The sequence below is a fragment of the Lysinibacillus sp. UBA6686 genome, assembly GCF_002455205.1.
Lineage (GTDB): Bacteria > Bacillota > Bacilli > Bacillales_A > Planococcaceae > Lysinibacillus > Lysinibacillus pakistanensis.
In genome coordinates this window covers 54,907-81,723 of record NZ_DKJS01000006.1, presented here as the reverse complement: position 1 = coordinate 81,723, position 26,817 = coordinate 54,907, and the positions used below count along the sequence as shown (strand labels likewise).

General features: G+C 36.0%; 27 protein-coding genes. 24 read left to right on the top strand and 3 right to left on the bottom strand.

Translation table 11 applies throughout. The features are described 5' to 3' along the window. Nucleotides 1-95: 95 nt before the first annotated feature. The 4 genes from B2R82_RS01690 (at nt 96) to B2R82_RS01675 (ending at nt 3,467) form a co-directional block, all read left to right on the top strand. Entirely contained in the window at nt 96-950 is an 855-nt protein-coding gene (locus tag B2R82_RS01690; RefSeq protein WP_286923222.1) for a mechanosensitive ion channel family protein, read from the top strand. Beyond that, nucleotides 950-1,150, top strand: coding sequence for a DUF951 domain-containing protein (locus B2R82_RS01685; protein WP_054771598.1), 201 nt, complete (start codon nt 950-952; stop codon nt 1,148-1,150). The genes B2R82_RS01690 and B2R82_RS01685 overlap by 1 nt, the downstream gene beginning before the upstream one ends. Before the next feature lie 96 nt (nt 1,151-1,246). After that, a complete protein-coding gene (ychF, locus tag B2R82_RS01680; RefSeq protein ID WP_286923221.1) occupies nt 1,247-2,347 on the top strand; it encodes a redox-regulated ATPase YchF in 1,101 nt (366 codons plus the stop codon). 79 nt (nt 2,348-2,426) lie between these two features. Beyond that, nucleotides 2,427-3,467, top strand: coding sequence for an acyl-CoA dehydrogenase family protein (locus B2R82_RS01675; RefSeq protein ID WP_286923220.1), 1,041 nt, complete (start codon nt 2,427-2,429; stop codon nt 3,465-3,467). 88 nt (nt 3,468-3,555) lie between these two features. On the opposite strand, the gene B2R82_RS01670 is transcribed toward B2R82_RS01675, so the two are convergent. Further along, nucleotides 3,556-4,116, bottom strand: coding sequence for a DUF3267 domain-containing protein (locus B2R82_RS01670; RefSeq protein WP_286923219.1), 561 nt, complete (start codon nt 4,114-4,116; stop codon nt 3,556-3,558). Between the two features lie 172 nt (nt 4,117-4,288). Here B2R82_RS01670 and rpsF point away from each other — a divergent pair, with 172 nt between their 5' ends. The 9 genes from rpsF to B2R82_RS01625 all read left to right on the top strand — a co-directional run bounded on the left by rpsF (nt 4,289) and on the right by B2R82_RS01625 (nt 12,229). Then, nucleotides 4,289-4,579 (top strand): 30S ribosomal protein S6, encoded by a 291-nt coding sequence (rpsF, locus tag B2R82_RS01665; RefSeq protein WP_054771600.1) that lies wholly within the window; start codon nt 4,289-4,291, stop codon nt 4,577-4,579. Between the two features lie 36 nt (nt 4,580-4,615). Beyond that, nucleotides 4,616-5,194, top strand: a complete 579-nt coding sequence (gene ssb / locus B2R82_RS01660; RefSeq protein WP_286923218.1) for a single-stranded DNA-binding protein — start codon at nt 4,616-4,618, stop codon at nt 5,192-5,194. A gap of 40 nt (nt 5,195-5,234) precedes the next feature. Then, nucleotides 5,235-5,471 carry a 30S ribosomal protein S18 gene (gene rpsR, locus B2R82_RS01655; RefSeq protein WP_012296211.1) on the top strand — a complete coding sequence of 79 codons (237 nt, stop codon included), beginning with the start codon at nt 5,235-5,237 and terminating at the stop codon, nt 5,469-5,471. 287 nt (nt 5,472-5,758) lie between these two features. Next, nucleotides 5,759-6,700 (top strand): YybS family protein, encoded by a 942-nt coding sequence (locus B2R82_RS01650; RefSeq protein WP_286923217.1) that lies wholly within the window; start codon nt 5,759-5,761, stop codon nt 6,698-6,700. 12 nt (nt 6,701-6,712) lie between these two features. Then, nucleotides 6,713-8,686, top strand: a complete 1,974-nt coding sequence (locus B2R82_RS01645) for a DHH family phosphoesterase (protein ID WP_286923216.1) — start codon at nt 6,713-6,715, stop codon at nt 8,684-8,686. After that, entirely contained in the window at nt 8,683-9,129 is a 447-nt protein-coding gene (rplI, locus tag B2R82_RS01640; protein WP_283870191.1) for a 50S ribosomal protein L9, read from the top strand. Before B2R82_RS01645 ends, rplI begins: the two co-directional genes overlap by 4 nt. Nucleotides 9,130-9,142: 13 nt before the next feature. Further along, entirely contained in the window at nt 9,143-10,504 is a 1,362-nt protein-coding gene (gene dnaB, locus B2R82_RS01635; RefSeq protein WP_283870190.1) for a replicative DNA helicase, read from the top strand. Between the two features lie 207 nt (nt 10,505-10,711). Next, nucleotides 10,712-12,001, top strand: coding sequence for an adenylosuccinate synthase (locus B2R82_RS01630; RefSeq protein WP_286923215.1), 1,290 nt, complete (start codon nt 10,712-10,714; stop codon nt 11,999-12,001). A gap of 3 nt (nt 12,002-12,004) precedes the next feature. Then, nucleotides 12,005-12,229, top strand: coding sequence for a hypothetical protein (locus B2R82_RS01625; protein WP_286923214.1), 225 nt, complete (start codon nt 12,005-12,007; stop codon nt 12,227-12,229). A gap of 156 nt (nt 12,230-12,385) precedes the next feature. Here B2R82_RS01625 and B2R82_RS01620 read toward each other — a convergent pair whose 3' ends face one another. Continuing rightward, a complete protein-coding gene (locus B2R82_RS01620) occupies nt 12,386-13,198 on the bottom strand; it encodes a YitT family protein (protein WP_286923236.1) in 813 nt (270 codons plus the stop codon). A gap of 411 nt (nt 13,199-13,609) precedes the next feature. On the opposite strand from B2R82_RS01620, the gene B2R82_RS01615 reads away from it, so the two are divergent. The 11 genes from B2R82_RS01615 to B2R82_RS01565 all read left to right on the top strand — a co-directional run bounded on the left by B2R82_RS01615 (nt 13,610) and on the right by B2R82_RS01565 (nt 25,876). Then, nucleotides 13,610-15,073, top strand: coding sequence for a LysM peptidoglycan-binding domain-containing M23 family metallopeptidase (locus B2R82_RS01615; protein WP_286923213.1), 1,464 nt, complete (start codon nt 13,610-13,612; stop codon nt 15,071-15,073). Between the two features lie 488 nt (nt 15,074-15,561). Next, nucleotides 15,562-16,275 (top strand): response regulator YycF, encoded by a 714-nt coding sequence (gene yycF, locus B2R82_RS01610; RefSeq protein WP_286923212.1) that lies wholly within the window; start codon nt 15,562-15,564, stop codon nt 16,273-16,275. Between the two features lie 5 nt (nt 16,276-16,280). Beyond that, a complete protein-coding gene (gene walK, locus B2R82_RS01605) occupies nt 16,281-18,146 on the top strand; it encodes a cell wall metabolism sensor histidine kinase WalK (protein ID WP_286923211.1) in 1,866 nt (621 codons plus the stop codon). Continuing rightward, complete coding sequence (locus B2R82_RS01600; RefSeq protein WP_286923210.1) at nt 18,143-19,465, top strand: YycH family regulatory protein; 1,323 nt, start codon at nt 18,143-18,145, stop codon at nt 19,463-19,465. Before walK ends, B2R82_RS01600 begins: the two co-directional genes overlap by 4 nt. Then, the gene (locus B2R82_RS01595) at nt 19,452-20,276 is read left to right on the top strand and encodes a two-component system regulatory protein YycI (RefSeq protein WP_286923209.1); all 825 of its coding nucleotides are present in this window, start codon (nt 19,452-19,454) and stop codon (nt 20,274-20,276) included. The genes B2R82_RS01600 and B2R82_RS01595 overlap by 14 nt, the downstream gene beginning before the upstream one ends. Then, a complete protein-coding gene (locus B2R82_RS01590) occupies nt 20,276-21,064 on the top strand; it encodes an MBL fold metallo-hydrolase (RefSeq protein ID WP_286923208.1) in 789 nt (262 codons plus the stop codon). Before B2R82_RS01595 ends, B2R82_RS01590 begins: the two co-directional genes overlap by 1 nt. A gap of 164 nt (nt 21,065-21,228) precedes the next feature. Continuing rightward, the gene (locus B2R82_RS01585; RefSeq protein ID WP_286923207.1) at nt 21,229-22,530 is read left to right on the top strand and encodes a S1C family serine protease; all 1,302 of its coding nucleotides are present in this window, start codon (nt 21,229-21,231) and stop codon (nt 22,528-22,530) included. 246 nt (nt 22,531-22,776) lie between these two features. Next, on the top strand, nt 22,777-22,941 hold the full coding sequence (locus tag B2R82_RS01580; protein WP_283870180.1) for a CxxH/CxxC protein: 165 nt from the start codon (nt 22,777-22,779) through the stop codon (nt 22,939-22,941). Between the two features lie 90 nt (nt 22,942-23,031). Continuing rightward, nucleotides 23,032-23,511 carry a 23S rRNA (pseudouridine(1915)-N(3))-methyltransferase RlmH gene (rlmH, locus tag B2R82_RS01575; protein WP_286923205.1) on the top strand — a complete coding sequence of 160 codons (480 nt, stop codon included), beginning with the start codon at nt 23,032-23,034 and terminating at the stop codon, nt 23,509-23,511. Nucleotides 23,512-23,729: 218 nt separating this feature from the next. After that, nucleotides 23,730-24,671: a protein kinase domain-containing protein gene (locus tag B2R82_RS01570; RefSeq protein WP_286923203.1), complete on the top strand. Its 942-nt coding sequence runs from the start codon at nt 23,730-23,732 to the stop codon at nt 24,669-24,671. Then, on the top strand, nt 24,671-25,876 hold the full coding sequence (locus B2R82_RS01565; protein ID WP_286923202.1) for a hypothetical protein: 1,206 nt from the start codon (nt 24,671-24,673) through the stop codon (nt 25,874-25,876). Before B2R82_RS01570 ends, B2R82_RS01565 begins: the two co-directional genes overlap by 1 nt. Before the next feature lie 47 nt (nt 25,877-25,923). Here B2R82_RS01565 and B2R82_RS01560 read toward each other — a convergent pair whose 3' ends face one another. Beyond that, nucleotides 25,924-26,604, bottom strand: coding sequence for a hypothetical protein (locus B2R82_RS01560; protein ID WP_286923201.1), 681 nt, complete (start codon nt 26,602-26,604; stop codon nt 25,924-25,926). Nucleotides 26,605-26,817 lie beyond the last annotated feature (213 nt).

Here is a 26,817-nt window from a genome sequence, read left to right as displayed (position 1 = left end):
TTTATTTGGAAGAAGTGCTCAATTTTTATGCAGTATACACAAATTTTTAGAAGGCTATACAAGAGGTGGTAATATTGGAATTCAACAAGAGATTGATGGAGAATTATTGGAATAAACTAACATCGGAAGAGTTTTGGGAACAGGCTGTAGATGCAACCATTGATATTATGATTATCCTTATTGTTTCATGGATTGCAGTACGATTAGGGAAAAAATTTATTAAAAAAGTTTTCTTAATACGCATTCGTTCACCATTAAACCATTCAGAGCGTCGACAGCGAACAATTTCAAGATTATTACAAAGTATTATTTCCTATGCTGTTTATTTTTCCGCCATTATTGCCATTTTATCTAGACTAGATATTAAAATAGCGGGATTATTGGCTGGTGCAGGAATAGTTGGTTTAGCAATTGGTTTTGGTGCACAAAGTTTAGTAAAGGATGTTATTACTGGATTTTTTATCATTTTTGAAGATCAATTTGGTGTTGGTGATTATATAAAAATCAATGGTGCTGAAGGAACTGTTGTAGAAATAGGCTTACGAACAACAAAGATTAACGGAGGTACTGGTGAGCAATTTATTATTCCAAATGGTTCAATTGGGGAAGTTGTGAACTATTCTGTCAATAACTCTAAAATTTTTATAGATTTACAGATGACAAGTGATGCCGACTTTGAAAGGGCAGAATCGATTATAAAGAAATATTTAGAATCATTACCAGATGTTCATAAAGAGCTAGTAACAGTACCTGCCTTTTTAGGGGTACAAAATGTCAAGGGCACTGAAGTAACGATACGTATCGTGGCTGAGACATTACCACAGCAACAATATGGAGTGGCACGTACTATTCGTAGAGATGTGACAAAGCTTTTTGAAGAAAACAATATACCAATGTCTCATCCAAAAATGATGTTATATGGTGTTAAAGATGAAGGGAGAAATGAATAATGGAACCGAAGAAATTTGGTCTAAATGATATTGTTGAAATGAAGAAGCAGCATCCATGTGGCACAAACAAGTGGAAGATTATTCGTATGGGTGCAGATGTCCGAATTAAATGTGAAGGCTGTCAGCATAGTGTCATGATTCCACGCCGTGAATTTGAAAAAAAAATGAAGAAGGTTTTAATTTCTGCTAGTGAGGCATAGCTTCAGGCTTATTAGACTTTTTAAGAGTGAATCAATATAATAGATAAGGTTATATGAGAGAAAAATGAACAGATCATAGAAAGGTTGTGTCCATTCATGGCATTAACAGCTGGAATCGTTGGTTTACCTAACGTTGGGAAATCAACATTATTTAACGCAATTACAAAAGCGGGCGCATTGGCTGCAAACTATCCATTCGCAACAATCGATCCAAACGTTGGTATTGTTGAAGTACCAGATGCACGTTTAGATAAATTAACAGAATTAGTAATACCGAAAAAAACAGTACCAACAGCGTTTGAATTCACTGATATCGCAGGAATTGTAAAAGGTGCTTCCAAGGGTGAAGGATTAGGAAATAAATTCCTTGCGCATATTCGAGAAGTAGATGCCATCTGCCAAGTTGTACGTTGCTTTGTAGATGAAAACATTACGCACGTATCAGGAGCAGTTGATCCAATTGATGATATTGAGGTCATTAATTTAGAGCTTGCACTTGCTGATTTAGAATCTGTAGACAAGCGTTTACAGCGTGTTAGTAAAATGGCCAAGCAAAAAGACAAGGAAGCAATGATTGAAGAGCCTGTACTACTAAAAATTAAAGAACAATTAGAAAACGGTCGACCTGCACGTGCTGCTGAGCTTTCTGAGGATGAATTAAAGGTTATCAAGGGCCTTCATCTTTTAACAATTAAACCAATGCTTTATGTGGCTAACGTTTCAGAAGATGAAGTGGCAGATGCTGATAACAACGAGTATGTGAAAAAAGTACGTGAGTATGCGTCTGCTGAAGGTGCGCAAGTTATTACAATTTGTGCAAAGATTGAAGAAGAAATTTCCGAGCTTGATGATGAAGAAAAAGCCATGTTCCTAGAAGAACTAGGCATTAAAGAATCAGGTCTAGATCAATTAATCCGTACTTCTTATGATTTACTCGGACTAGCAACTTACTTTACTGCAGGGGTACAAGAGGTACGTGCTTGGACTTTCCGAAAAGGGATGAAGGCACCACAATGTGCTGGGATCATTCATACTGACTTTGAACGTGGTTTTATTCGTGCAGAAACAGTTGCCTTCGATGATTTAGTAGAGGCTGGTTCTCAAGCTGCTGCTAAAGAAGCCGGTAAAGTACGTCTTGAAGGTAAAGAGTATATTGTACAAGATGGAGATATTATGTTATTCCGTTTCAATGTATAAACATAAACAGGGGCAATCTTAAACAGATTGCCTCTTTTATTTAGGATAATCTGTTTCATTTGGAAAGGTGGGTACAGCGATGAATTTATTACACATAAAAGAGCAAGGACTGGAAATTGAGCAGCTAGGACATTTACCGAAAGATATCTTAGAAGCTATTTACGAGCAAAAATTGTTTAAGCTATTTACACCTAAAGAACTAGGCGGTAAAGATTTAAACCTAATGGAGGGCATGAAAGTATTTCAGGAGATGTCTGCACTTGATGGAAATTTAGGCTGGCTGGTCACAATTGGTACAGGTGGCAATGCATTTATCCCAACATTCAATCAAGCCATCTGTAAAAAAATATTTTCACCAAGAAATGCTGTTATCGCAGGTAGTGGCTATCCAACAGGCATAGCGGTGCAAGTGGAGGGTGGCTATCGTGTAACAGGGCAATGGAAGTATTGTAGTGGTGCAGATTATGCTACTACTTTTACAATGAATTGCTTTGTTGAGTACGAAGGTATAAAAACGGATCAAATCATTAGTTGTTCGGTTGAACGTGATCACGTTGAGATTCTTCAAGATTGGTGTGCAATGGGTTTAAAAGCAACAGCCAGTCATACGATTAGTGTACAAAATGCATGGGTGCCACAAGAAGCAACATTTCAGTTAGGTGCTATTCGTAATAATTACGGAAGCTTTGTACATAGCTTTCCGTTCGGCACATTTGCAGAAGCTTCCTTCCTAAGTGTTTGCCTCGGCATAACAGAAAATTTCTTACAAGAGATATCTATTATAATCAAACAGAAAAGTGATGATCCAAGCCGTGCAGAACGTATTGATTCATTACACTCTTTATTAATGCAGCAGCAACAAAAATTTAATCAGCTTGAAGAACAATTTTATGCAATATTGACGCAATACTGGGAAAGACATAACGCCGGGCAAAATTTAACGGAAGAAGAGCTACTACAATTTTCACAAATGAGTAAGGATAGTGCAGCAACCTGTATCGATATTGCCAACAGCTTCATTCGTAATCTTGGAATGGAGGCAATTACTGAGACATCATCGATTAACCGTATTTGGAGAAATTTATATACAGCTGCACAGCATGGTTTTTTAACTCCATAAATTTTTTAAAGGATAGATCAGAAAATGCCAAAGCGCGGATTAAATAGCGTTTTGGCATTTAGGGATTTTTAGGGTGTCCCAACCACTTCTATTCCTTTTCTGAGGTAGTATATACATACAGCTTAGGTAACTGAGGATCATCTTTAATAAGTGCATCTTTTGGATATTTACGTAACTCTTTATACATTGCAAAATCTCCCACTGCTCCAGCTATTAAAAAAGCCCCCACTAGGACTATCACAGTGCTGTTAAGGTAAAAACCTACAATAGTAGGTAAAACGCCTGTCGTCCAAAAAGGGAGCAGCAAGGCCTTTTTCATTGCATGATTAGGTAGTGGTTGGTCTGTTGTAGCATAAGCTATACCAAGCTCTAAATTAAGACCATATTTTAATGACTTAAAAGGAACACCCCCAAATAACATAAATCCAATTAAATGAGAGGCTTCATGTAATACAATTAAAAAAATATACAGGACAACAAAGAGAATGGACCCAATGATCATTTCCAAAAATGAGAAATGGAAATCTTTAAAGCAAATATATTGTATAGCCGCAAATAATATAACAAGTCCACTTGTGACAACAACATTGTCCATCATTAGCTTTTTTATATCGAGTTCAATCACAATCGGCTCTTTCTCTGGTAGCATGAAAGCTCTCCTTCCATGAAGCTATTATATTCATTATATAGGAAGAATTATTAGTTTGCGACTTGAAAGACATGTCTCTGTATGTTACAATTCATTGATGTGAGTAATAATTATTACTTGCTCCTTGCTCCCTTATATAGGAGAGCCTAAGTCCATAAGGAGGTGTAAACAGATGAGAAAATACGAATTAATGTACATCGTACGTCCGAACATTGAAGACGAAGCGAAGAAAGCTTTAGTTGAACGTTTCAACGAAATCTTAACTTCTAACGGTGCAGAAGTCATCGAATCAAAAGAGTGGGGCAAACGTCGCCTAGCTTACGAAATTCAAGACTTCCGTGAAGGTTACTACCAAATCGTAAAAGTAAACGCTCCTTCAGAAGCAATTAACGAATATACACGTCTTGCTAACATCAGCGAAGATATCATTCGTCACATTGCAGTTCGCGAAGAAGAAAAATAATTTTTAACAAAATGCTGAAAAGGAGGTTGTATTCTGATGATAAACCGTGTCGTTTTAGTTGGAAGACTAACAAAAGATCCTGAGCTACGCTATACACCGAATGGTATTGCGTCTACACGATTTACAGTTGCTGTGAATCGAACATTCTCAAACCAACAAGGTGAACGCGAAGCTGATTTCATTAGTTGCGTTGCGTGGCGCAAACAGGCTGAAAACCTAGCGAACTTCATGCGAAAAGGAAGTTTAATTGGAGTGGAAGGTCGTATCCAAACAGGTAGCTATGAAGGACAAGATGGTAAGCGAGTATACACAACAGATGTAGTGGCAGATAGCGTACAGTTTTTAGAGTCTCGTAATGCTAGTGCTAGCGGTGCTCCTGCTCCACAATACAGTGGACAGACTTACGGTAATAACCAGCCGTCGTATGGTGGTGGTGGTCAACCACAGCAATCATTTGGTGGCTCGATGCCTGGGCAGGGTTCATTTGGCAACGATGCTGCTTATCAACAAAATCAACCACCTATGAATCAGCCGAACTATACACGTGTAGATGAGGATCCATTTGCGAATAGCAAAGGACCAATTGAAGTATCTGAGGATGATCTTCCATTCTAAATACTTCTAACATAAAAAATTAATAAGGAGGAGACATACTATGGCACCACGTCGCGGAGGCCGCAAACGCCGTAAAGTTTGCTACTTCACTGCTAATAACATTACGCATATCGACTATAAAGATGTGGATTTATTAAAAAAATTCATCTCTGAGCGCGGTAAAATCTTACCACGTCGCGTAACTGGCACTAGCGCTAAGTACCAACGTAAATTAACTTCAGCTATCAAAGTATCTCGTATCATGGGATTACTTCCATTCGTAGCAGAGGACAAATAAGATTGATGTCGCCAAGGTATTGACCTTGCATCAATTTTTAAGACCAGCATATTTCGATATTCGTATCGGTTTATGCTGGTTTTTTGTTGCAAAATGTTTTTTTAGAAAGAATTTAGGCGATTCGGTAAAAAATCCTCTATATAGACATATATTTAGCTCTAATAGTCAAGAGTTCTACAAAATATACAACAATCTATCCAGTTGTTCTTAGCGTTTTTTGTTCAATAACGTGAAAAAATGGTACAATAAAGTTTAGTTAGTTTTGACTGAAAAAAGGAAGGTTTTCAATGCCGAATAATCAAACAAAGGCGCTTGTACAGGGTGCTGCAATGGTGGCAGTTTTTACGTTGATGATGATAATATCTGCGTATATTCCTCTTGCTTTCATGCTAGTATTTTTATTTGCACCATTACCCTTTGCATGGTATAGCGCAAAATATAAGCGCTCCACATCAATTTTAGTAGCAATTGTCGGATGTATTCTAACATTTATAACTAGCGGTTTAGCCATACTGCCATTCGCATTTATTTTTGCGGTATTAGGAATAATTATGGGTGCTGCTATTCGCCAACAAAAAAGTAAATTGTATTTATTTATGTCATCAGGTATTGCAGTTCTTTTAACGACTGCAATTGTATTTCTCGCGTATTTACGTCTCGCAGGCATTAATATGGTTGAGATTGGTGTAGAAATGGCGAAAAAAAATTATGAGCAAACAGCTACAATGTCACAAAATATAACTGGGCAATCGACTATTACTCCTGACCAGATAGAAGCTGTTTCGAAGATGATGGAATTAACGATTCCATCAACAGTAACATTGGGGGCATTTTTTGTAGCATTTATACTGATGTCAATTAATTTACCTGTTTTAAAACGTCTAGGATTAGATGTACCTAAATTTTCACCATTTCAACATATGCGTTTACCACGTTCAATATTATGGTATTACATGATTGTTCTGTGTATCAATTTATTTATACGCCCAGATTTAGGTTCTACATTAGATGTTATTGTCATTAATGTTTCATATATTTTATGGGTTTTATTAATATTACAGGGAATTTCCTTTATCCATTATTTTATTTCCAAAAAGGGTATGCCAGTAGGTGTAAAATGGATTGCGACTTTGCTCGCGATACCATTATCATCCTTTATGATATTACTTGGTATCATAGACTTAGGTTTCGATGTTCGTTCACTTGTGAAAGGGAAAACTCAAGAATAAGGAGCTGATGTAATGGGGACTTTTAGAAAACGACCAATTCGCTATCCGCTTTTTGTTCTTTCCATTTTTGGCATTGTGACGTTCATGCTTCTATGTTTTTGGAATATCGGGATAGGTATTGGGTATGGAGTAGGCTTTGCACTGTTAATGGCCTATACGTGGAAGGTAGAACAAGTAGCCTTTGATGAAACAGAAAAGCATATTGAATCCATTTCTTTTCGTATGAAAAAGGTTGGAGAAGAGGCATTGCTTGAAATGCCAATTGGAATTTTACTTGTCAATGATCAATATGAAATAGAGTGGTCCAATCCATATATGCAGGGAGTTTTAAATAGGGAAACATTAGTAGGTGAAGGAATAGTCAATATTTCCGATGACATCTATGTACTGATGAAGACAGAAGAATCAAATGAAGCAACAATTACGCTACGTGAACGAAAATATCGTGTTTTTTATAAAAAAGAAGAACGTCTTCTCTATTTCTTTGATATTACAGAGCAGATTGCGATTGAAAAGCAATACTTTGCAGATCGTACAGTCATTGCCATTTTATTTGTTGATAATTATGATGAAATTACGCAGGCGATGGATGACCAGCTACGTAGTTTAACCAATACAATGGTTACATCCATTGTCAATGAATGGGCTGCAGAGCACGGAATATTTGTCAAAAGAATTTCATCTGACCGTTTTTTAGCAGTATTAAATGAATCTATCTTAATTGAGCTCGAAAAGAAAAAATTTGCTATTTTAGATACCATTCGAGAAAAAACAGCGCAAAAAAATCTCTCATTAACATTGAGTATTGGTGTTGGTGCAGGATCATCATCATTAGTGGAGCTTGGTGAGCTAGCACAATCCAGTCTTGATCTTGTTTTAGGACGTGGTGGCGATCAGGTGGCTATTAAGCAGCCAACAGGAAAGCTAAAGTTCTATGGGGGAAAAACCAATCCAGTGGAAAAACGTACACGTGTAAGAGCAAGGGTTATTTCCCATGCTTTACGTGATTTAATTCAGGATAGTGATCAAGTATTTGTGATGGGACATAAAAATCCTGATATGGATTCAATTGGTGCGTCTGTCGGTGTACGAAAAATGGCGCAAATGAATGATGTAAAGGGTTATGTTATCATAAATTTTGATGAATTAAACGGAAGTGTCACACGTTTAATGAATGAAATTGAGAGTAAATCGGATTTCTATGAAAATTTTCTAACACCAGAGGAAGCTGCGGCAAAAATGACCGAAAAGTCGTTGCTCGTTATAGTTGATACACATAAACCGGATTTAGTCATCGATTCTCATCTTTTAAGATTGGCTGAAAAGGTTGTTGTGATTGATCACCATCGTAGAAGTGAGGATTTTATAGAGAATCCAACACTTGTTTATATGGAGCCGTATGCCTCGTCGACTGCTGAGCTTATTACAGAGTTACTAGAATATCAACCAAAGCGGGCGAAGATAAATATGCTAGAGGCAACAGCCCTACTAGCGGGAATTATTGTTGATACGAAGAGTTTTACCTTGCGTACTGGCGCTCGCACATTTGAAGCAGCTTCTTATTTACGGACAAATGGTGCTGATACGGTGCTTGTCCAGCGCCTTTTAAAAGAAGATGTGGATACGTATATAGAGCGTTCTAAAATTGTACAAACCGTAAAATTTGTAAAACCTGGTATTGCCATTGCTGTCGGTGAGGAATCGAAAATTTATGATTCCGTATTAATTGCGCAAACAGCAGATATTTTATTAACAATGAAGGATGTCGGTGCTTCCTTTGTTATAGCACATCGAGCAGATGGAAAAATCGGTATAAGTGCAAGGTCGCTCGGCGAAGTAAATGTCCAGCTTATTATGGAGAAGCTCGGTGGTGGCGGTCATTTAACAAATGCAGCCTGCCAGATGGAGGGTAATTCCATAGAGGACGTGAAAAAATATTTAGAAGAGGCCATAAATGAGGTACTTGAAGGGAGTTTTGAATCATGAAAGTAGTTTTTTTAAAAGATGTTAAAGGAAAAGGTAAAAAAGGAGAAATTAAAAACGTAGCTGACGGCTATGCACAAAATTTCTTAATTAAAAATGGCTATGCAGCTGAAGCTAATGCACAAGCATTAAGTCAATTAGAAGGACAAAAGAAATTACAAGCCAAAAATGCAGCAGCAGAATTAGCCGAAGCAAAAGCGTTAAAAGAAAAATTAGAAGCTTTAACTGTAGAACTAAAAGCGAAATCAGGTGAAGGTGGTCGCTTATTCGGTTCTATTTCTACTAAACAAATTGCTGATGCACTACAAAAAGTACATGGCATTAAAATTGATAAACGTAAAATGACTTTAAATGAGGGTATTCGTGCACTAGGATTTACAAATGTACCTGTAAAACTACACCATGAAGTAACTGCAACATTAAAAGTACATGTAACGGAAGAATAAGGGGCGACAATTCATGAGCGAACCGATGATGGACCGCGTTCCACCGCATAACCGGGAAGCGGAGCAATCGGTTATCGGTGCCATTTTCCTTGATCCACAAGCATTAATTACAGCGTCGGAAATTTTATTAGCGGATGATTTTTATCATAATGCACATAAGAAAATTTTCGAAACAATGCTACGCTTAAGTGACCAAGGAAAAGCGATAGATGTTGTTACAGTTACTGAAGAATTATCTGCAAAAAAAGAGATTGAGGACGTTGGCGGGCTATCGTATTTACTAGAGCTCGCCAATGCTGTCCCTACGGCTGCTAATGTCGCACACTATGCAAAAATCGTTGAAGAAAAGGCACTCTTAAGACGTTTAATTCGCGTCGCTACTAAAATTGTAGAAGATGGCTATACACGTGAAGATGAAGTAGAAGCATTGCTAGGTGAAGCAGAGAAGAAAATGATGGAGGTAGCCAATCGTAAAAATGCTGGTGATTTTAAGCATGTTAAAGACGTTTTGGTGGAAACCTTTGATAACATTGAACAGCTCCAATCTCGTAAGGGAGATGTTACAGGTATTCCGACGGGCTTCCGTGATTTAGATAATATTACTGCTGGATTCCAGCGCAACGATTTAATTATTGTAGCGGCACGTCCATCAGTTGGGAAAACAGCCTTTGCTTTAAATGTTGCGCAAAGTGTTGCTGTCCAAGCCCGTGAGAATGTTGCAATCTTCTCACTGGAAATGGGTGCAGAGCAGCTTGTCATGCGTATGCTTTGCGCAGAGGGAAATATAGATGCACAAGTTTTGCGTACAGGTGCTTTAACTACGGAAGATTGGGGTAAACTAACTATGGCAATGGGAAGTTTATCGAATTCTGGAATCTTTATTGATGATACGCCAGGTGTACGTATTAATGAAATCCGAGCAAAATGTCGACGCTTAGCACAGGAGCATGGGCTTGGAATGATTTTAATTGATTATTTACAGCTCATTCAAGGTAGTGGTAAACCTGGAGAGAACCGTCAGCAAGAGGTATCTGAAATTTCACGTTCATTAAAGGGATTAGCGCGTGAATTAAAGGTTCCGGTAATTGCCTTATCACAGCTATCGCGTGGTGTTGAGCAGCGTCAAGATAAGCGACCAATGATGAGTGACCTACGTGAATCAGGAAGTATTGAGCAAGATGCTGATATTGTGGCCTTCTTATATCGTGATGATTATTACGATAAAGAATCGGAAAATAAAAATATGATTGAAATCATTATTGCAAAACAGCGTAATGGTCCAACAGGTACAGTTACACTTGCATTTAAAAAAGAATTCAATAAATTTATTAACGTGGACTGGTCTCAAATGCCACCACCACCTCCACGTGATTAAGAATATCTAACGATCGAAAAGCTTTTAATCTAAATGTTAGATAATATTCATACCATTCTGTCATTAAACACGAACGTTAAATCATATTTTTTGATTTTATGTTCGTGTTTTTAACTATTTTTTGTTGACTTGTTGTTTCTATCATTGTTACAATAGTTAACGGCTTAAAAATTGAGATACAAAGCGTATCTAACGGAGGTGCTGATTATGACATCAGTAGTTGTTGTAGGAACACAATGGGGAGACGAAGGAAAAGGTAAAATTACAGATTTCCTATCGCAAAAAGCCGATGCAATCGCTCGTTTTGCAGGTGGTGATAATGCAGGACACACCATTAAATTTGATGGTGAAACATATAAGCTACATTTAATTCCATCAGGTATTTTCTATAAAGATAAGACGTCAGTAATCGGCAATGGATTGGTTGTTAATCCAAAGTCATTAGTAACGGAGCTTAGAGGTTTACAGGAGCGTGGCATAAATACAGACAACCTACGTATTTCTAATCGTGCCCATGTTATTTTGCCATATCATATCAAACAAGATATTGCTGATGAGGAGAGCCGTGGTGACAATAAAATTGGCACGACTTGTAAAGGGATTGGCCCTTGCTATCAAGATAAAGTAGCCCGCATTGGTATCCGTATGGCTGATTTACTGGACAAAGAAATATTTGAAGAAAAACTACGTCATAATTTAGCAATTAAAAATAAATTATTTGAGAAGTTTTATGAAGTTGAAGGTGTAACGTTTGAAGAAATTTTTGAAGAGTACTATGCATATGGGCAAGAAATCGCAAAATATGTAACAGATACATCAAAAATTTTAAATGATGTTTTAGATGAAGGCGGCAAAGTGTTATTTGAAGGTGCTCAAGGTATCTTGCTTGATGTCGATCAAGGCACATATCCATTTGTAACATCTTCAAATCCTGTTGCTGGTGGAGTAGCAATTGGTGCTGGGATCGGTCCATCAAGAATTTCCAGTGTAATTGGTGTATGTAAAGCTTATACATCTCGTGTTGGTGATGGTCCATTCCCAACTGAATTATTCGATGAAGTGGGTCAGCAAATCCGTGAAGTCGGTCGTGAATATGGTACAACAACGGGTCGTCCACGTCGTGTGGGCTGGTTTGATACGGTAGTTGTCCGCCATTCACGTAGAGTAAGTGGAATTACACATCTTGCACTTAATTCAATTGATGTTCTATCTGGCTTAGACACTGTAAAAATTTGTACTGCGTATAATTATCAAGGTGAAACTATTACCGAATATCCTGCAAATCTTCATATTATTGAACAATGTGAACCAATCTATGAGGAGCTACCAGGCTGGTCAGAGGATATAACAGGCTGCAGAACTTTAGAGGAGCTACCTGAAAATGCGCGCCGCTATGTAGAGCGTGTAAGCGAATTAACAGGAATTCAAATTGCCACATTCTCTGTTGGCCCTGCACGTGAACAAACTAATGTTTTAGTGGATATTTGGGAAGCATAATATATGAAATATACTAAATGGGCGTCCATATACGGAACGCCCATTTTTATCTTCATTCAGCAAATGTTTTTTATATCGAAAGCGTTGCAGCAGCGGCAGATACAGCAGACTCCCACCTCTATAGGTGATGAGATAAATGCGATTTTGGTTTCTTTTCAGTGGGTGTCCAAACACCTACTGAATGAAGATAAAGCCTCCGGCGGATGTCACGGATTTTCAAAGGAATGAATTGTGCAGGCACAATTCAAAATCCGGANNTTTATCTGTGCGAAAGCGAAGCGACAGCAACAAATGTTTTCTGTAGCGAAAGCAAAGCGGCAGCAACAAATGTTTTCTGTAGCGAAAGCAAAGCGGCAGCTACAATTACGCCAAGGCGAAATTGATTTAGTGAATATCCTTTTTCTTAAAGCGTCCACCTTTAACCTCTGCTATATTACCAATTGCAAGGAATGCATTATCATCAATTTCAGCGACAATCGATTTAAGTTTCGACTCCTCTAATCGTGTAATAACAGTAAAAATAACCTTTTTATCGTTACCTGTATAAGCTCCCTCCCCATGAAGGAAGGTTACACCTCGACCGAGTCGATCCATTATGGTTTGACCGATTTCATCTATTTCATCACTAATAATGTATACTGATTTTGATTCCTCCATTCCTTGAATAACAATGTCAATCATTTTATAGGCAATATAATAGGCTAGGATAGAGTACATAGCTTGTTCCCAGGTGAAGACAAAGCCTGCTACCGTAAAGATAAGGATATTGAAGAACATAATAATTTCACCCACAGAAAAGGGGGTTTTTCGATTAAATAAAATGGCTAAAATTTCGGTACCATCTAACGATCCACCATACCTGATAACAATGCCGACGCCAATTCCTAAAATCATGCCACCAAAAACGGTCGCTAATAAAGTATCCTGTGTAAATGGTTGTAGATTATGTAATAAGATTGTTGTTACTGATAGTACGGTAATACCTAGGCCTGTAGAAAGTGCAAAGGTTTTACCAATTTGCTTATAGCCTAAAAAGATAAAGGGTAGGTTTAAAATGAAGATAAATATACCAAGAGGTAATGTTAATAAATGTGAAGTGATGATAGAAACACCTACGATTCCACCATCCATAATGTGGTTTGGTACTAAAAATAATTCTAATCCTAGTGCCATTATTATTGCACCTAGTGCCACCATAATGCTCCTTATGACAATTCTACGAGCCCTATTTTTTTGTGGCTTGACCAATCTAGGCGTTATTTCAGTGGTCTGTGAATCACTCAATGTTAATCGCTCCAATCAAGTAGTGTATCCTTCTTCTCTATTTTATCGGAATATTAAAAAAGTAAAAAGAAATAAGTTTAACTCTCATAAAAAATATATGAATAGTATTGTGAAAATATCAACCAATAAATATATAAAATGACAATTATAAAAGAATATAACAGATAAGAGTTATGTAACAATTAGTCGAAAAATAATACATTTATATTACAAAAGTATGAAAATATTCAATCCCTTTACCCTTTATGGTACAGTATAGTGGTGCAAAAATATTTTGTGGGTAATTAATCCTACGATAGCATAAAGTTGGAAGGGGCTTTATTGATGAGTTCGTCTTGGTATAAAAAAGAAGAAAACAATAGATTCACTTACAATCTATCTTCATTCAAAAAAATGTCTATTATAGCTATTTTAATGACAAGTTTAACCGTTAATACTGGTTTTGCAAAAGAAAATCATAAAGAGGATTTAAATAAAATTTTTCATATTTATATAGGTAATCAATATATTGGAGCAGTATCTAACGAGAAGGCTGTTCAGGAAATTATTAAATCGAAAGAAAGAGAAGTTGGTCAACAGTATAAAGAATTGTCCATTGATGCTAGTACGTCTGTTAAAATTATCCCAGAGCAGGTGTTTAGTAATGAAACTAAAGATGCTGAAATATTAGCGAAATTAGAGCAATCCTTGGTTGCTAAGTCTCAAGCCTTTACATTATTTGTAGATAATAAGCCCCTAGTATCCTTAAAAGATGCAAAAGCTTATGAAGATACTATACGTTTACTAAAATTACAGTATGTTTCACAGCAAGAGATAAATAGTTTACATACTAATCAGCAATCAATGAATCAATTGTCGCCATTAAAATCTGGCGAAACTCGTCTGTTAGATGTTTCCTTTAAACAAGGAGTTTCAGGTGTTTCACAAAATGTTTCTCCAAGTACTATTGTAACTCCTGAGAAAGCCGTGGAATATTTAATGACAGGCTCTTTAAAGCAGGAAACCTATAAAATTCAATCAGGTGATGTTCTAGGCTCAGTTGCTCAAAGGCATAACCTAACGACAGCTGAGTTACTAGCCTTAAATCCTGGTATTACTGTAGATACTGTTCTACAAATTGGACAGGCATTGAACGTAATTGTTGCTAAACCATTTGTTACTCTTGAAGTCAAACAAGAGAAAAAAGTTATAGATACAATACCTTTTAAGAAAATAGTTGAAGAAGACCCAAACATGTATAAAGGTGAGAAGGTAGTGAAGCAGCAGGGCGCTGATGGTAAAAAAGAAATATCGTATCTATTAACTTCTGAGAATGGATCGCGAACATCCAAGGTAGCGTTAGAAGAGCAGATTATACAGCAACCAGTAGATGAGATTGAGGTTGTTGGTACGAAGGTCATTTCTTCTCGTGGGACAGGTGAATTTACTTGGCCTACTGTAGGAGGCTATATTTCAAGTCAAATGGGTCAACGATGGGGAACTGTCCATCGTGGTATTGATATTGCTCGACCAAGTAATTATAATATCTTAGCTTCTGATAATGGAGTTGTAGTTGCAGCAGGTAACTCAGGAAGTTATGGTAATCGAATTGTTATCAATCATAATAATGGTTATACAACACTATATGGACATTTATCTTCAATCAATGTTGAAGTGGGACAGGTAGTGGAAAAAGGTTCTGTGATCGGCATTATGGGATCTACTGGAAATTCTACAGGTACACATCTGCATTTTGAAGTTGAAAAGGATGGTTCATTAGTCAATCCTTTATCATATGTAGGACGTTAATTTTTTCGAATAACAGGCAGTCCAAAAAAATGGACTGTCTTTTTGTATATTTCTTCTCTATTATTTCCCGAGAAATATTTGTCGAAATTCGTTTATCTTTATTCCGCAAATGTTATTTTGTATCGAAAGCGAAGCGGCAGCTACACGGTTTTATCTGTGCGAAAGCGAAGCGGCAGCTACAAGTACGCCCATACGAAATTGATTTTAATAGTTAATAATTGTTATTGAATTTAGAATAATGCATTGAAGCTAAAAGCATGATAGAGTTAAGAGTAGTGAATTTAACTTCTTTCAGTTTTTTTGTGACCAATGTCAAGCGTCAGCCATAGAAATCTAATAAATCGTAGTGGGTGTCTAAACATCTACTGAAAAGATAGAATAAGAAGTGAAAATCTAGAAGTAACTAACTACAGCTTCTAATGAATGACACAAATTTCAGAGAAAAATTAAAATACACATTTAGATAAATAGCGAAAGGGAGAAAATGTATGGATAAAACAATTTTAGTTGTTGATGATGAAAAACCAATCGCAGATATTTTACAGTTTAATTTAATAAAAGAAGGCTATAAGGTTATTTGTGCTTATGATGGTGATGAAGCTCTCGCGAAGGTTGAGGAAGAGCAGCCAGATTTAATGCTTTTAGATATAATGCTACCAAAGCGTGATGGTATGGAGGTTTGTAGGGAAGTCCGAAAAAAATATGATTTTCCGATTATAATGCTAACAGCAAAAGGCTCTGAGATTGATAAAGTATTAGGCTTAGAAATGGGTGCTGATGATTATGTAACAAAGCCTTTTAGTACGCGCGAATTGATTGCACGTGTCAAAGCCAATATGCGCCGTTTACAGGTGGTTGCTCCTGCTGCTGAGGAGGTTGCAGAAGAGTCGAATGAGATTGTGGTAGGCTCGCTTGTCATTCAACCTGATGCTTATTTAGTATTAAAACGGGATGAAGCCATTGAGCTTACACATCGTGAATTTGAGCTATTACATTATTTGGGGAAACATATTGGTCAAGTCATGACACGTGAGCATTTATTGCAAACTGTATGGGGCTATGATTATTTTGGTGATGTTCGAACAGTTGATGTAACGATTCGTCGTTTACGTGAAAAAATAGAGGATAATCCTAGTCACCCAGCTTGGATTGTAACACGTCGTGGAGTAGGTTATTATTTGCGAAATCCTGAGCAGGAGTAAATGGTATGCAAAAAGTTAGCTTCTTTAAATCAATTCATGTCAAGCTAGTGCTTATTTATATTTTGTTAATATTACTTGCTTTGCAAATAATAGGTATATATTTTGCACGTGAATTGGAGGATAATTTAAAAACCAATTTTCGAGATTCCATTTTCCAACGTGTTGATTTAATGCAATACAGCATTCGTGAGGAAATTTTAAAGGAACGCGATGAAAGTATGCCAACACTTGAAGAAAGCCTGAAAACGATTGTGATGGAGTTTTCTACAGGGTTGAAGGATGTTTCTTATGGAGATATTTTAGAGATTCGTGTTATTGACAATCGACAGCGGATACGTGCAACATCTGAGTTAGAAAATCAAAATCTGATTGGACAGCGCTCAAATACGGATCTTGTCCGACGTGCATTGTCAGCAGAGACATTATTTGAAAATATCAAACTTGATAATAAAACGAGAAATCGAATTTGGGTGTTAGCGACACCCATTCGAAATGGTGCAGGTACGGATGATGAAGTTATAGGGGTTCTTTATATTGAAGCTAATATTGAATCTGTTTTTGGACAAGTGAATGACATTAACCGTATTTTCCTTGGTGGGACTGCTGTGTCCTTGGTGATTACTATCTTTTTAGGAATTTTAGTAGCACGAACAATAACACAGCCGATTGCAGATATGCGTAAACAGGCACAGGCGATGGCAAAAGGAAATTATTCACGAAAAGTACGTGTTTATGGAACAGATGAAATAGGACAGCTTGCTATAACATTTAATCATTTGACAAATCGCTTGCAGGAAGCCCAATCCACTACAGATGCAGAGAGACGAAAGCTTGATTCGGTCCTTAGTAATATGACGGATGGTGTTATTGCGACAGATCGAAAGGGACGCATCATCCTTATTAATGATCCCGCATTAGAGCTCTTACATATTTCTAGGGATATTACATTAGGCCGCCCAATTGCGTCTGTTTTAGGAATTGATCAAGAGTATAGCTTTGAGGATTTAATACACATGAATGATGCGTTGAATTTAAATTTTAGTATAACTGACGCACCCTATATTTTGCGTGCGAATTTCTCGGTCATTCAAAAAGAAACAGGTTTCATCAATGGTTTAATTACTGTACTGCACGATATTACAGAGCAGGAAAAAATTGAAATGGATCGTCGGGAATTTGTATCCAATGTATCACATGAGTTACGCACACCATTAACAACGATGCGCAGCTATTTAGAGGCATTGGCGGATGGTGCCTGGAAAGATGAAAATATTGCTCCAACTTTTTTGAATGTTACACAAACAGAAACAGAGCGAATGATTCGCTTAGTGAATGACTTGTTGCAGTTATCACGCATGGATAGTGCGGATTATGAATTGAATAAGGATATTGTTCTTTTCAATTCATTCTTTAATCGTATTATTGATCGCTTTGAAATGTCAAAGTCTGACAAGGTAACGTTCCAACGTTTATTCCCAGAAGCATCTTATTATGTGGAAATTGATACAGATAAAGTGACACAGGTAATTGATAATATCATTTCTAATGCAATAAAGTATTCTCCAGATGGTGGAAATGTCCGATTTGGTTTTACTGTGCAAGGTGAGATGTTGAAGGTTATGATTTCTGATGATGGTATGGGCATTCCTAAGGAAAATGTAGGACGCATTTTCGATCGTTTTTATCGTGTGGACCGCGCACGTGCTCGTTCTATGGGCGGTACAGGTCTAGGACTAGCTATTGCCAGGGAAATGATTGAAGCGCATGGAGGTAAAATCTGGGCTGAAAGTGAGGAAGGTCAAGGTACAACCATATTCTTCACATTACCTTATGATTTAGATGATTTTGACGAGGCAGGTGAGTGGGCATGAAATATATAGAGCCAGTTAAATCAGTTGTATTATTTCTACTCGTCATGTTGAGTGTCATTTTAACCTTTATCATTTGGACATATACACCAGATTATAAAATTATTGAACAAACTGAGGGAAAAGAAATCCTAATTGGATCTCAGAAGAGGATGGAGGATATCATTCGTCCCTATAAGGCAATTTATCGTTTTGATGAGGAGTTCACGGGAACGGCATCCAATGGCGCGATGAAGGATATTATGAAAGCTTTTCAAGGCTGGAATATTCTTGATTTAGTGCCAATCAATAATAATCTTACTGCGAATTATGTAAATGAAATGATTCGTACGAATAATCGTATGACCATCTTTTTTACAGGTGAAATACCTTACTCTGCCTTTAGCTCTATTTTCCAGTTTGCTGATAAGGAAATACCTGAAACAACCTTTAATCGTATGATTATTGATTGGACGAATTATGGCAACAAAGAATTACAGATCTTTTTCATTAGTAGTAATAATAAGACTTTAATGCGTTCACGTGTAAGCCTGCAAAATACCAATCCATTTATAAGGGATGTTATTGAGCCAGCGAAAACATATAGCGCTTTTAAAGAAATTGAACGTGATGGCTTTACCTCACTTTATATGCCTAATGATAAAATTGAATCTACCAAATATATGTATACGTTTATAGAGGAGCCACTTGAATCTTTTAAAAACGTGTTATTTCCAAATCCAAATATTGTTCAGCGTAGTATTGAAAGTGCAATGACTGAAAAATATCAGGATGGCAAATCACGAATGACTGTTGATTCAAACTTAAAATCTTTAACCTATGTATATCCAGCTGTAGAAAGTAGTGCCATCATAGAGCCATCTAAGCTCTTGAAGGATAGCTTTGAATTTATCAACGAGCACGGTGGATTTACAGCTGATTATCGCTATGTATCAAAAAATACTAATAAAAATCAGCTAGAGTATCAGCAATATTTACAGGGGTTACCAGTTTATAGTGATCAAGTTATCAGCAAGATTACGACTGTTTGGGGGGATAATGTTATATTCCGCTACAAACGCCCTTATTATTCCTTAGTTTTCGATATTCCAACCGAGAAGGAGATAAAAGAGCTGCCTTCAGGTGTGGAGATTTTGGAAAAGATTCAGCAACTGAATAATTTTGTTCTGTCAGATATAGATGATGTTGTGGTAGGGTATTATTTAAAACAAGATTCCACTAGCATAATGACATTAGAGCCATGCTGGTTTGTTGTTCATAACGGTATAGCGACAAAATTGACGCCTGAATTATTAGGAGGTGTCGTAAATGGATTGGAATAGAACAAAATCTATTTTCATCATCGTTTTTTTAATACTGGACATCTTCTTGTATTCGTTATATTTAAAACGTTATAATGAAGCGCAGAGCGTAGAAATACCTGGTGAAAGAACAATAGAAACCCGTTTAAAGGATGATAAAATTACGTATGGTGCATTGCCTAGCAATGAATCTGCAACTTATATTACGGGCAAAGTGCATAAGTTTACGGGTAGTGATTTCCCTGATAAAAATCAGCAAGCTAATATTGATGGAACACTAGCTCATGTTGTTTTTATAAATCCTGTGAAGTTACGAAATATTAATGATAATACAAGCTTTACTGAGTTTCTCCATACAAATGTTAAAGCGGGAGATTCCTATGCATTATGGAAGGTAGATCGTGAGGAGCGAGTCGCTATCTTCTTTCAGAAGAAAAATAATCAAATGTTCTATTACAATGAGAGTGCCTCATTAAAAATAAAATGGAATATGGACGACGAAGTTATTATGTATGAGCAGACCATGATTGATAATATTGAAGAAATAGAACAACAAGAAACAGTTATTCCACCACTTCAAATTATCCAAACATTGTATGCAAAAGGACTATTAAAGGCAGAATCACGTGTTACTCATATAAAGCTGGGCTATTCGACTTTTAGTAATTTAACACAAACACAAACACAAGTGTTGATACCAACATGGGAAGTACAAGTAAAATTAGCAGACGGTGAGTCAGAAGAATACTTTGTTGATGCGATGGAAGGAAAAATTATTGATATTCAAGAGGACAAGCAAGAGGGAGAAGAGGAAGACTGGGGAGTTGAATAATGCGATTTAGTGTTTTAGCAAGTGGCAGTACAGGCAATTCGATATATGTAGAGAATGATGAACATTCATTTATTGTCGATGCAGGGCTAAGTGGAAAAAGGATGGAGCAGCTATTTGCGAAAATCGACCGTAATATGAAACAGCTGAGTGGCATCTTCGTGACACATGAACATAGTGACCATATTAAGGGAATTGGTGTATTGGCACGAAAATATAATGTACCTGTTTATGCAAATGCCAAGACATGGCAGGCGATGGACGGGCTTGTTGGTGATATTCCCCTAGAGCAACGTTTTGAATTTGAAATGGATACAGTAAAGCACTTTGGCTCAATAGCTATTGAATCCTTTGCTGTGTCACATGATGCAGCGGATCCAATGTTCTATACTTTTCATGAAAATGGGCGCAAGCTTGTTGTTATCACGGATACAGGCTATGTTAGCGACCGCATGAAGGGTATTATTCGAGGTGCAGATTCCTTTGTCTTTGAAAGTAACCATGACGTGAATATGCTACAAATGGGCCGTTATCCATGGTCAATAAAACGCCGTATTTTAAGTGATGTAGGGCATGTTTCAAATGAAGATGCGGCAGTAGCTATGAGTGAAGTCGTATTTGAAAAGCCAACAAATATTTATTTATCGCATTTAAGTAAGGATAATAATATGAAAGAGCTTGCACGCATGAGTGTCACACAAACATTACAATCCTGCGGTATTATTGTAGGAGAGTATGTTAAGTTATTTGATACGGATGCAGAGGAACCAACCCAATTGGTAACAGTTTAATATTATTGAAACTTTTTAAGAGGCTGTTTCATCGTAATTTAAAAAAATACGATGAGACAGCCATTTTTATGTCCATTTTATTTATTTTTCATCTGATTTTAATGTTTGAATCGTAATATTAGGGTAACAACTAACAAATACTAATACATGAAAGGATGAGGAAAATGGGCTATTTCCAAGATGATGATAAAAATCGTGATTTCCTAAATAATGATGAAATACAGAAATCACCTCTTCAAGAGCGACTTGAAAAAGAGGAGCGAGAAATACAAGAGAAGCGTCAAAAAAAGAAAGGTGGCGGCGGAGGAGGTAAAGGCGGTTACTTCTTTAGTGGTCTCATTGGGGTCATCATAGGTGCTCTGCTTGTGTGGCTTATGCTACCTGGGCTTGTTAACCAGATGCCTGGTACAACGACAAGCAATACAGGTAAAAATGAAACGACCATCAATCAAGTAGCAACAGAAGTGACAACGGATGTTACAAAAGCAGTAGATATGGCCTCAGGTGCAGTTGTAGGTATAACTAATATACAAGAAGTGACTAGCGGTGGATTCTGGAATCCGCCAACAACATCAACACAGCCTGCTGGAAGCGGTTCAGGTGTTATTTATAAGGTTCAGGGTGACAAGGCATTTATCGTGACAAATAACCATGTTATTCAGGGCGCAAAACAGCTAGAAGTAACAATGCCAGATGGAACGAAGGAAGAAGCGCAGTTAGTTGGTAGAGATGAATGGACAGACTTAGCGGTTATTTCAATCAGCTCTAAGGATGTTAAAACAGTTGCAAAATTTGGGAGCTCAGATGTCCTAAAACAAGGTGAAACAGTAATCGCAATTGGTAACCCACTTGGCTTAGAATTTTATGGATCTGTTACGACAGGTGTTGTTTCTGGTAAGGATCGTTCTGTACCGGTTGATATAAATGGTGATGGAACAATTGATTGGCAGCAAGAGGTTTTACAAACAGATGCTGCTATCAACCCTGGTAATAGTGGAGGTGCATTAGTAAACCTTGCAGGAGAATTAGTCGGCATTAACTCCATGAAAATTGCTGAATCCTCTGTAGAAGGATTAGGCTTCTCAATTCCAATTAACTCAGCCATTCCAATTATTGAGGAATTAGAGAAAAATGGTGAAATGAAACGTCCAACAATGGGTATTCAGCTAGCTGATTTAACGGATGTACCATCATTCTACCAACAGCAAACATTAAAATTACCGAAAGATATTACGACAGGTGTTGTCATTACAGACGTTGTAAATAACTCACCAGCATCAAAAGCAGGTGTCCAACAATATGATGTCATTGTAGAAATGGATGGCAAAAAAATCGAAACAGCAATTGATTTACGCAAACATTTATATAATGATAAAAAAATTGGTGATAAATTAACAATGAAAGTATACCGCCAAGGTAAATTAGTGGAGCTATCACTAACTTTAACAAATAGCAATTCATTGTAAATATAAATCAGTGAGGGGTTAATAATCCTCACTGATTTTTTTGTGGATACTAGCCTTATACAGAAGGATAGAGCAAATATTGTGGATAACTAGAAAATTGTGAATAATATCTCTACACATCAAAACAGCAAGAGAAAGCCTTTTCTTTCATACTTGTCAGTCCTTTGTTACAATAGATTGTGGATAACATAGACTGAAATGTGAATAAGTTTGTGGAAATTTCGGAAAACAAGGAGACATAGAGAAATGGAAAAATACAGCTGCGAAAACCATATAGATCACGCTTTAGACATGTTTGTAGCGGAGCAAAAAGTATTCCCAATTATGGATAAAGTCGAAGAGGAAAAAAAGTTATCCACAAAATGTAGTTACTGTGAACAACCAGCAGAATATATTGTATCAAGTAAATAACTTTACACAATATATAGGAATGCTATGTGGATATGTTGATAACTTCTGTGGATAATTTGTTTGTAAATGAATTGTAAAGGTGGATAACGTGTGAATATAACGATTGTATCAGTCGGCAAACTAAAAGAAAAGTACTTAAAAATGGGCATCGATGAATATGTGAAACGACTCGGTGGTTATGCAAAGATGGATATCATTGAGGTACCAGATGAAAAAGCCCCCGAGCAGCTAAGCGATGCCGAAATGGACATCGTCAAGAAAAAGGAGGGTGAACGTATCCTCTCCAAAATTAGTCCAGATACATACGTTATCGCCCTAGCGATTAACGGCAAAATGAAAACCTCTGAACAAATGGCAGCAGATCTTGAATCCCTCATGACCTATGGCAAAAGCAAAATCGCCTTCGTCATCGGTGGCTCCCTCGGCCTACACAATGAAGTATTGAAGCGAGCTGACGAGCAGCAGTCCTTCGGCAAAATGACATTACCCCACCAGCTAATGAAGCTAGTCCTGGTGGAGCAGATTTATCGGAGTTTTAGGATTATGAAGGGTGAACCGTATCACAAGTGATAGTAAAGCGGAAGTTTGAGATAGAAATTTTTTATTGAATAGTTTCACATAAAAATCTCTTCAACAAGTTATATGAACGTATTGAAGGGATTTTTTATTTTTTTATACCAAAACATACATATTTAGAAATATACTACATTGGTAATATGATACAATAATTTATAGGTGAGAAGTAATAAAGGGATAACACTAATTTATTTTTTTGTAAAGGAGAAATTATGGATCCATACATTATAAATGATGAAGATGTTCAGAACATATTACAACAAAAAGGATTAATAGTAACATCTGTTAATAAGTTACCTAGAAGTGGGCAGAGGCAGGTATTCCAAGTAGCTCTTAGTACTGGAAATGTAAGTATGCTTAAATTTGTTGATGTTTCACCCTATATCACGTTTAACAAATTAGCATTTAGAGAAATATCAACTAGTGACTTTGAATCCGAACGAGATTATGAAATAGAGGCTAAATCTAAAAGAATTATCAGAGAGCTTAATGCATCAAAAAAATGCCCTATTCTACCCCAATTAGAGATTTTTGAAGAACATCAAATGTTAATAAGGGAGGATTACCGTTTTATTTATTATTTTGAAACAAGATTTGAGGGAGATACATTAAATAGTAGTGAGTTATATCGTAGTTCCCAAAATATTGATGCAGTTATTACATTTTTATTCCAAATGGTTAATCAAGTTAAAGTAATGCATGATAGTGGATACGTACACAGGGATTTAACTCCAAGGAATATTATATATTATAAAGGTAATTTTAAAATAATAGATGCTGGATTGGTAAAATCAAATGAAGAGGAGAAGCTTACTGGTACAAGAATGGCAATAGGAACCCCTTATTATATGGCTCCTGAGCAGGAAAAAAGAACTTCCAATTATACTTGGGACTTTAGAACAGATTTATTTCCATTGGGATTAATTGCAATAGAAATATTTCTACCAGAAACTCGGTCGATGGGGATAAACCAAATTAGAGACATGTATCACATATTCCAGCTATGGAAAGATAAAGATTCTAGTTCTAGGTCTTTAATGCTATTTAGTAAAGTAATATCTAGATTGGCAACACCACAAAGGCATCGAAGATGGTCAAATTTAGATGAATTATTATGTCAATTAGAAAATCTAATGGGTCAGGAGGAAGAATAATGATTTTTGCACAACATGGTCCTGCTTGGAAGCCAAAGATAGATAGATTTTATGCTAACAAGTTAATAGACGGAGTAATTTGGGATCCAAGAGAGGAAACTATAAGTCGAATTAAGGATGTAAGGGAAGATAATGAAGCATATTCTTCTGGTAAAAATATAGTAGATTTAAAAGTGTATTATAAACAATTTTCTGGATCGATACCAAAAAAATTGAATGACCTTCCTTACTTTCCTGAGCAAGATATAGATAGAAATTTTTTAAGAAACACAAGCAATATCGAAAATTTAGTAGAGAGTTCAATTGATTTTCAATTAGATTTTAATGTAAATGCATTAATGGCTCCGTCTCTATATTTATATAGTTTTAATGATCGAATAGTTGATAAACTTTTCGATATGTGGGAGATTTTTAGCGAGGAAGTATCTGACAGAGGAATAGAAGCTGAGAAATACGTTTCAATTATTTTTAGCGAAAGTGCTCTTGAAAATAAGTCATATATTGCTGACTTTTTAGACGATTTTAGTGATATATCTCATAAATTCCATGGTATATATATTACTATTGATCGGGAGAATAATAATAAACATAGGCATGATTTTAATCCAACTCGACTACAAAATATGCTTCAATTTATCTATGATTTAAAAAATCTTGGTTTAAAGGTTATCATTGGTTATGTGGGGATAGAGAGTATCCTATATTTTGCAGTTGGAGCTGAGGCAATTGGTACAGGCTGGTTTTACTCATTAAGAAACTTTAATAAGGAACAAAAAGGTTTAGAACCAGTTGACGGTATGGGAAGGCAAAAGAAAAGATATACTTCTATGAAGATGCTTTTTGAATTAGCAATAGAGGACGAAATATTTAGTATTCCTGAGAAATATAAAGAGGAAATGTATGGTAGGATTCTGTGTGATTGTGAGTTAGATGACAAAATTAACTCAGGAAATATTGAAAGTATAAACTTAAATGAAATTTATCAACAATATTTTGAGGCTTTGAAGAAAGTGGTTGAAGAAATTGTAGAAAAAGGAAGTATAGATGAAAAGTTAAGGATAGTGAATGAAATAGTTGATAAAGCAGATTCTAATATAAAACGATACAATGAACTGAATCCATTACAAAAGATTAATGGTAGGCATATAGAGAATTATAAAAATGCCTTAAATGGGTTTCAAGAAGATAACTTTATTTTTTTATAAACAGTACAAACAATAAAGAAGCTATTCCAGTTAGTAATAGCTTCTTTTTATTGAGCTGAAATAGAAAAGGTAGAAGTTTCTATTTGATACTTAGCAATACTAGAAATTAACGAAGGATTAATTGTAAATTTCAAAGTTTCTTTTTTAGGATTGAATAGGTATTCAATTTTATTATCAGAAACACCAATCAGGCCAACATTATAGGTTTGAAAATAATTTATTTTATTTTGTTTTAATTTGTATGCTAATTCAATTGGTAATACAACATAAGAATAAGATGAGAATTTTTTATTAATGGAAGCTTGAAGTATAGCTTTTTTCCATTTTTGTAATTTTGCTTCATAAGATATGAATTGTAGCATAGGGAATTCAAATTCTTCTGAGATAATGTACCGATTTGAATTAATTTCTGTAACAATGTTTGCTTTAATTAACTTAGATAATATAGAGCTTAACGTTTTCTCTCCATAATCCGTACATTTTTGTAGATAGGTGAAGGTACGAATTGCTTTTTTATGTAAAAAGGCTAATACCTTAGCAAATTGGTATGTTGAAAGTAAATTGGCTTGATCATAACTGAGTAAGTTAGAATCGTTAATAAATACCTGAACCATATCTACATTTCCGAATCGCGCATTAAACTCTGTTAGGATTTTTTCATTTTTGTTTAATTCGGCTTCTTTTAGTTGTATAAATTTATTTTGTAAGCATAATTCGCTTGTAAACATTTAAAACACCTCTCATTAATCTTATATCATATTTTATAATTATGTGTAACTATATTTGATTTAATAAAAGGAAATTTATTGAATATTTATCGGTGTTTAAATACACCCATTGATATTTAATTGCTCATAAATTAAAATCATTTTATTTTAAGTATATGATTGTTAAAGATATTCCATGCAATTCTTCAAACTATAAACAAATTAGAGGATTAT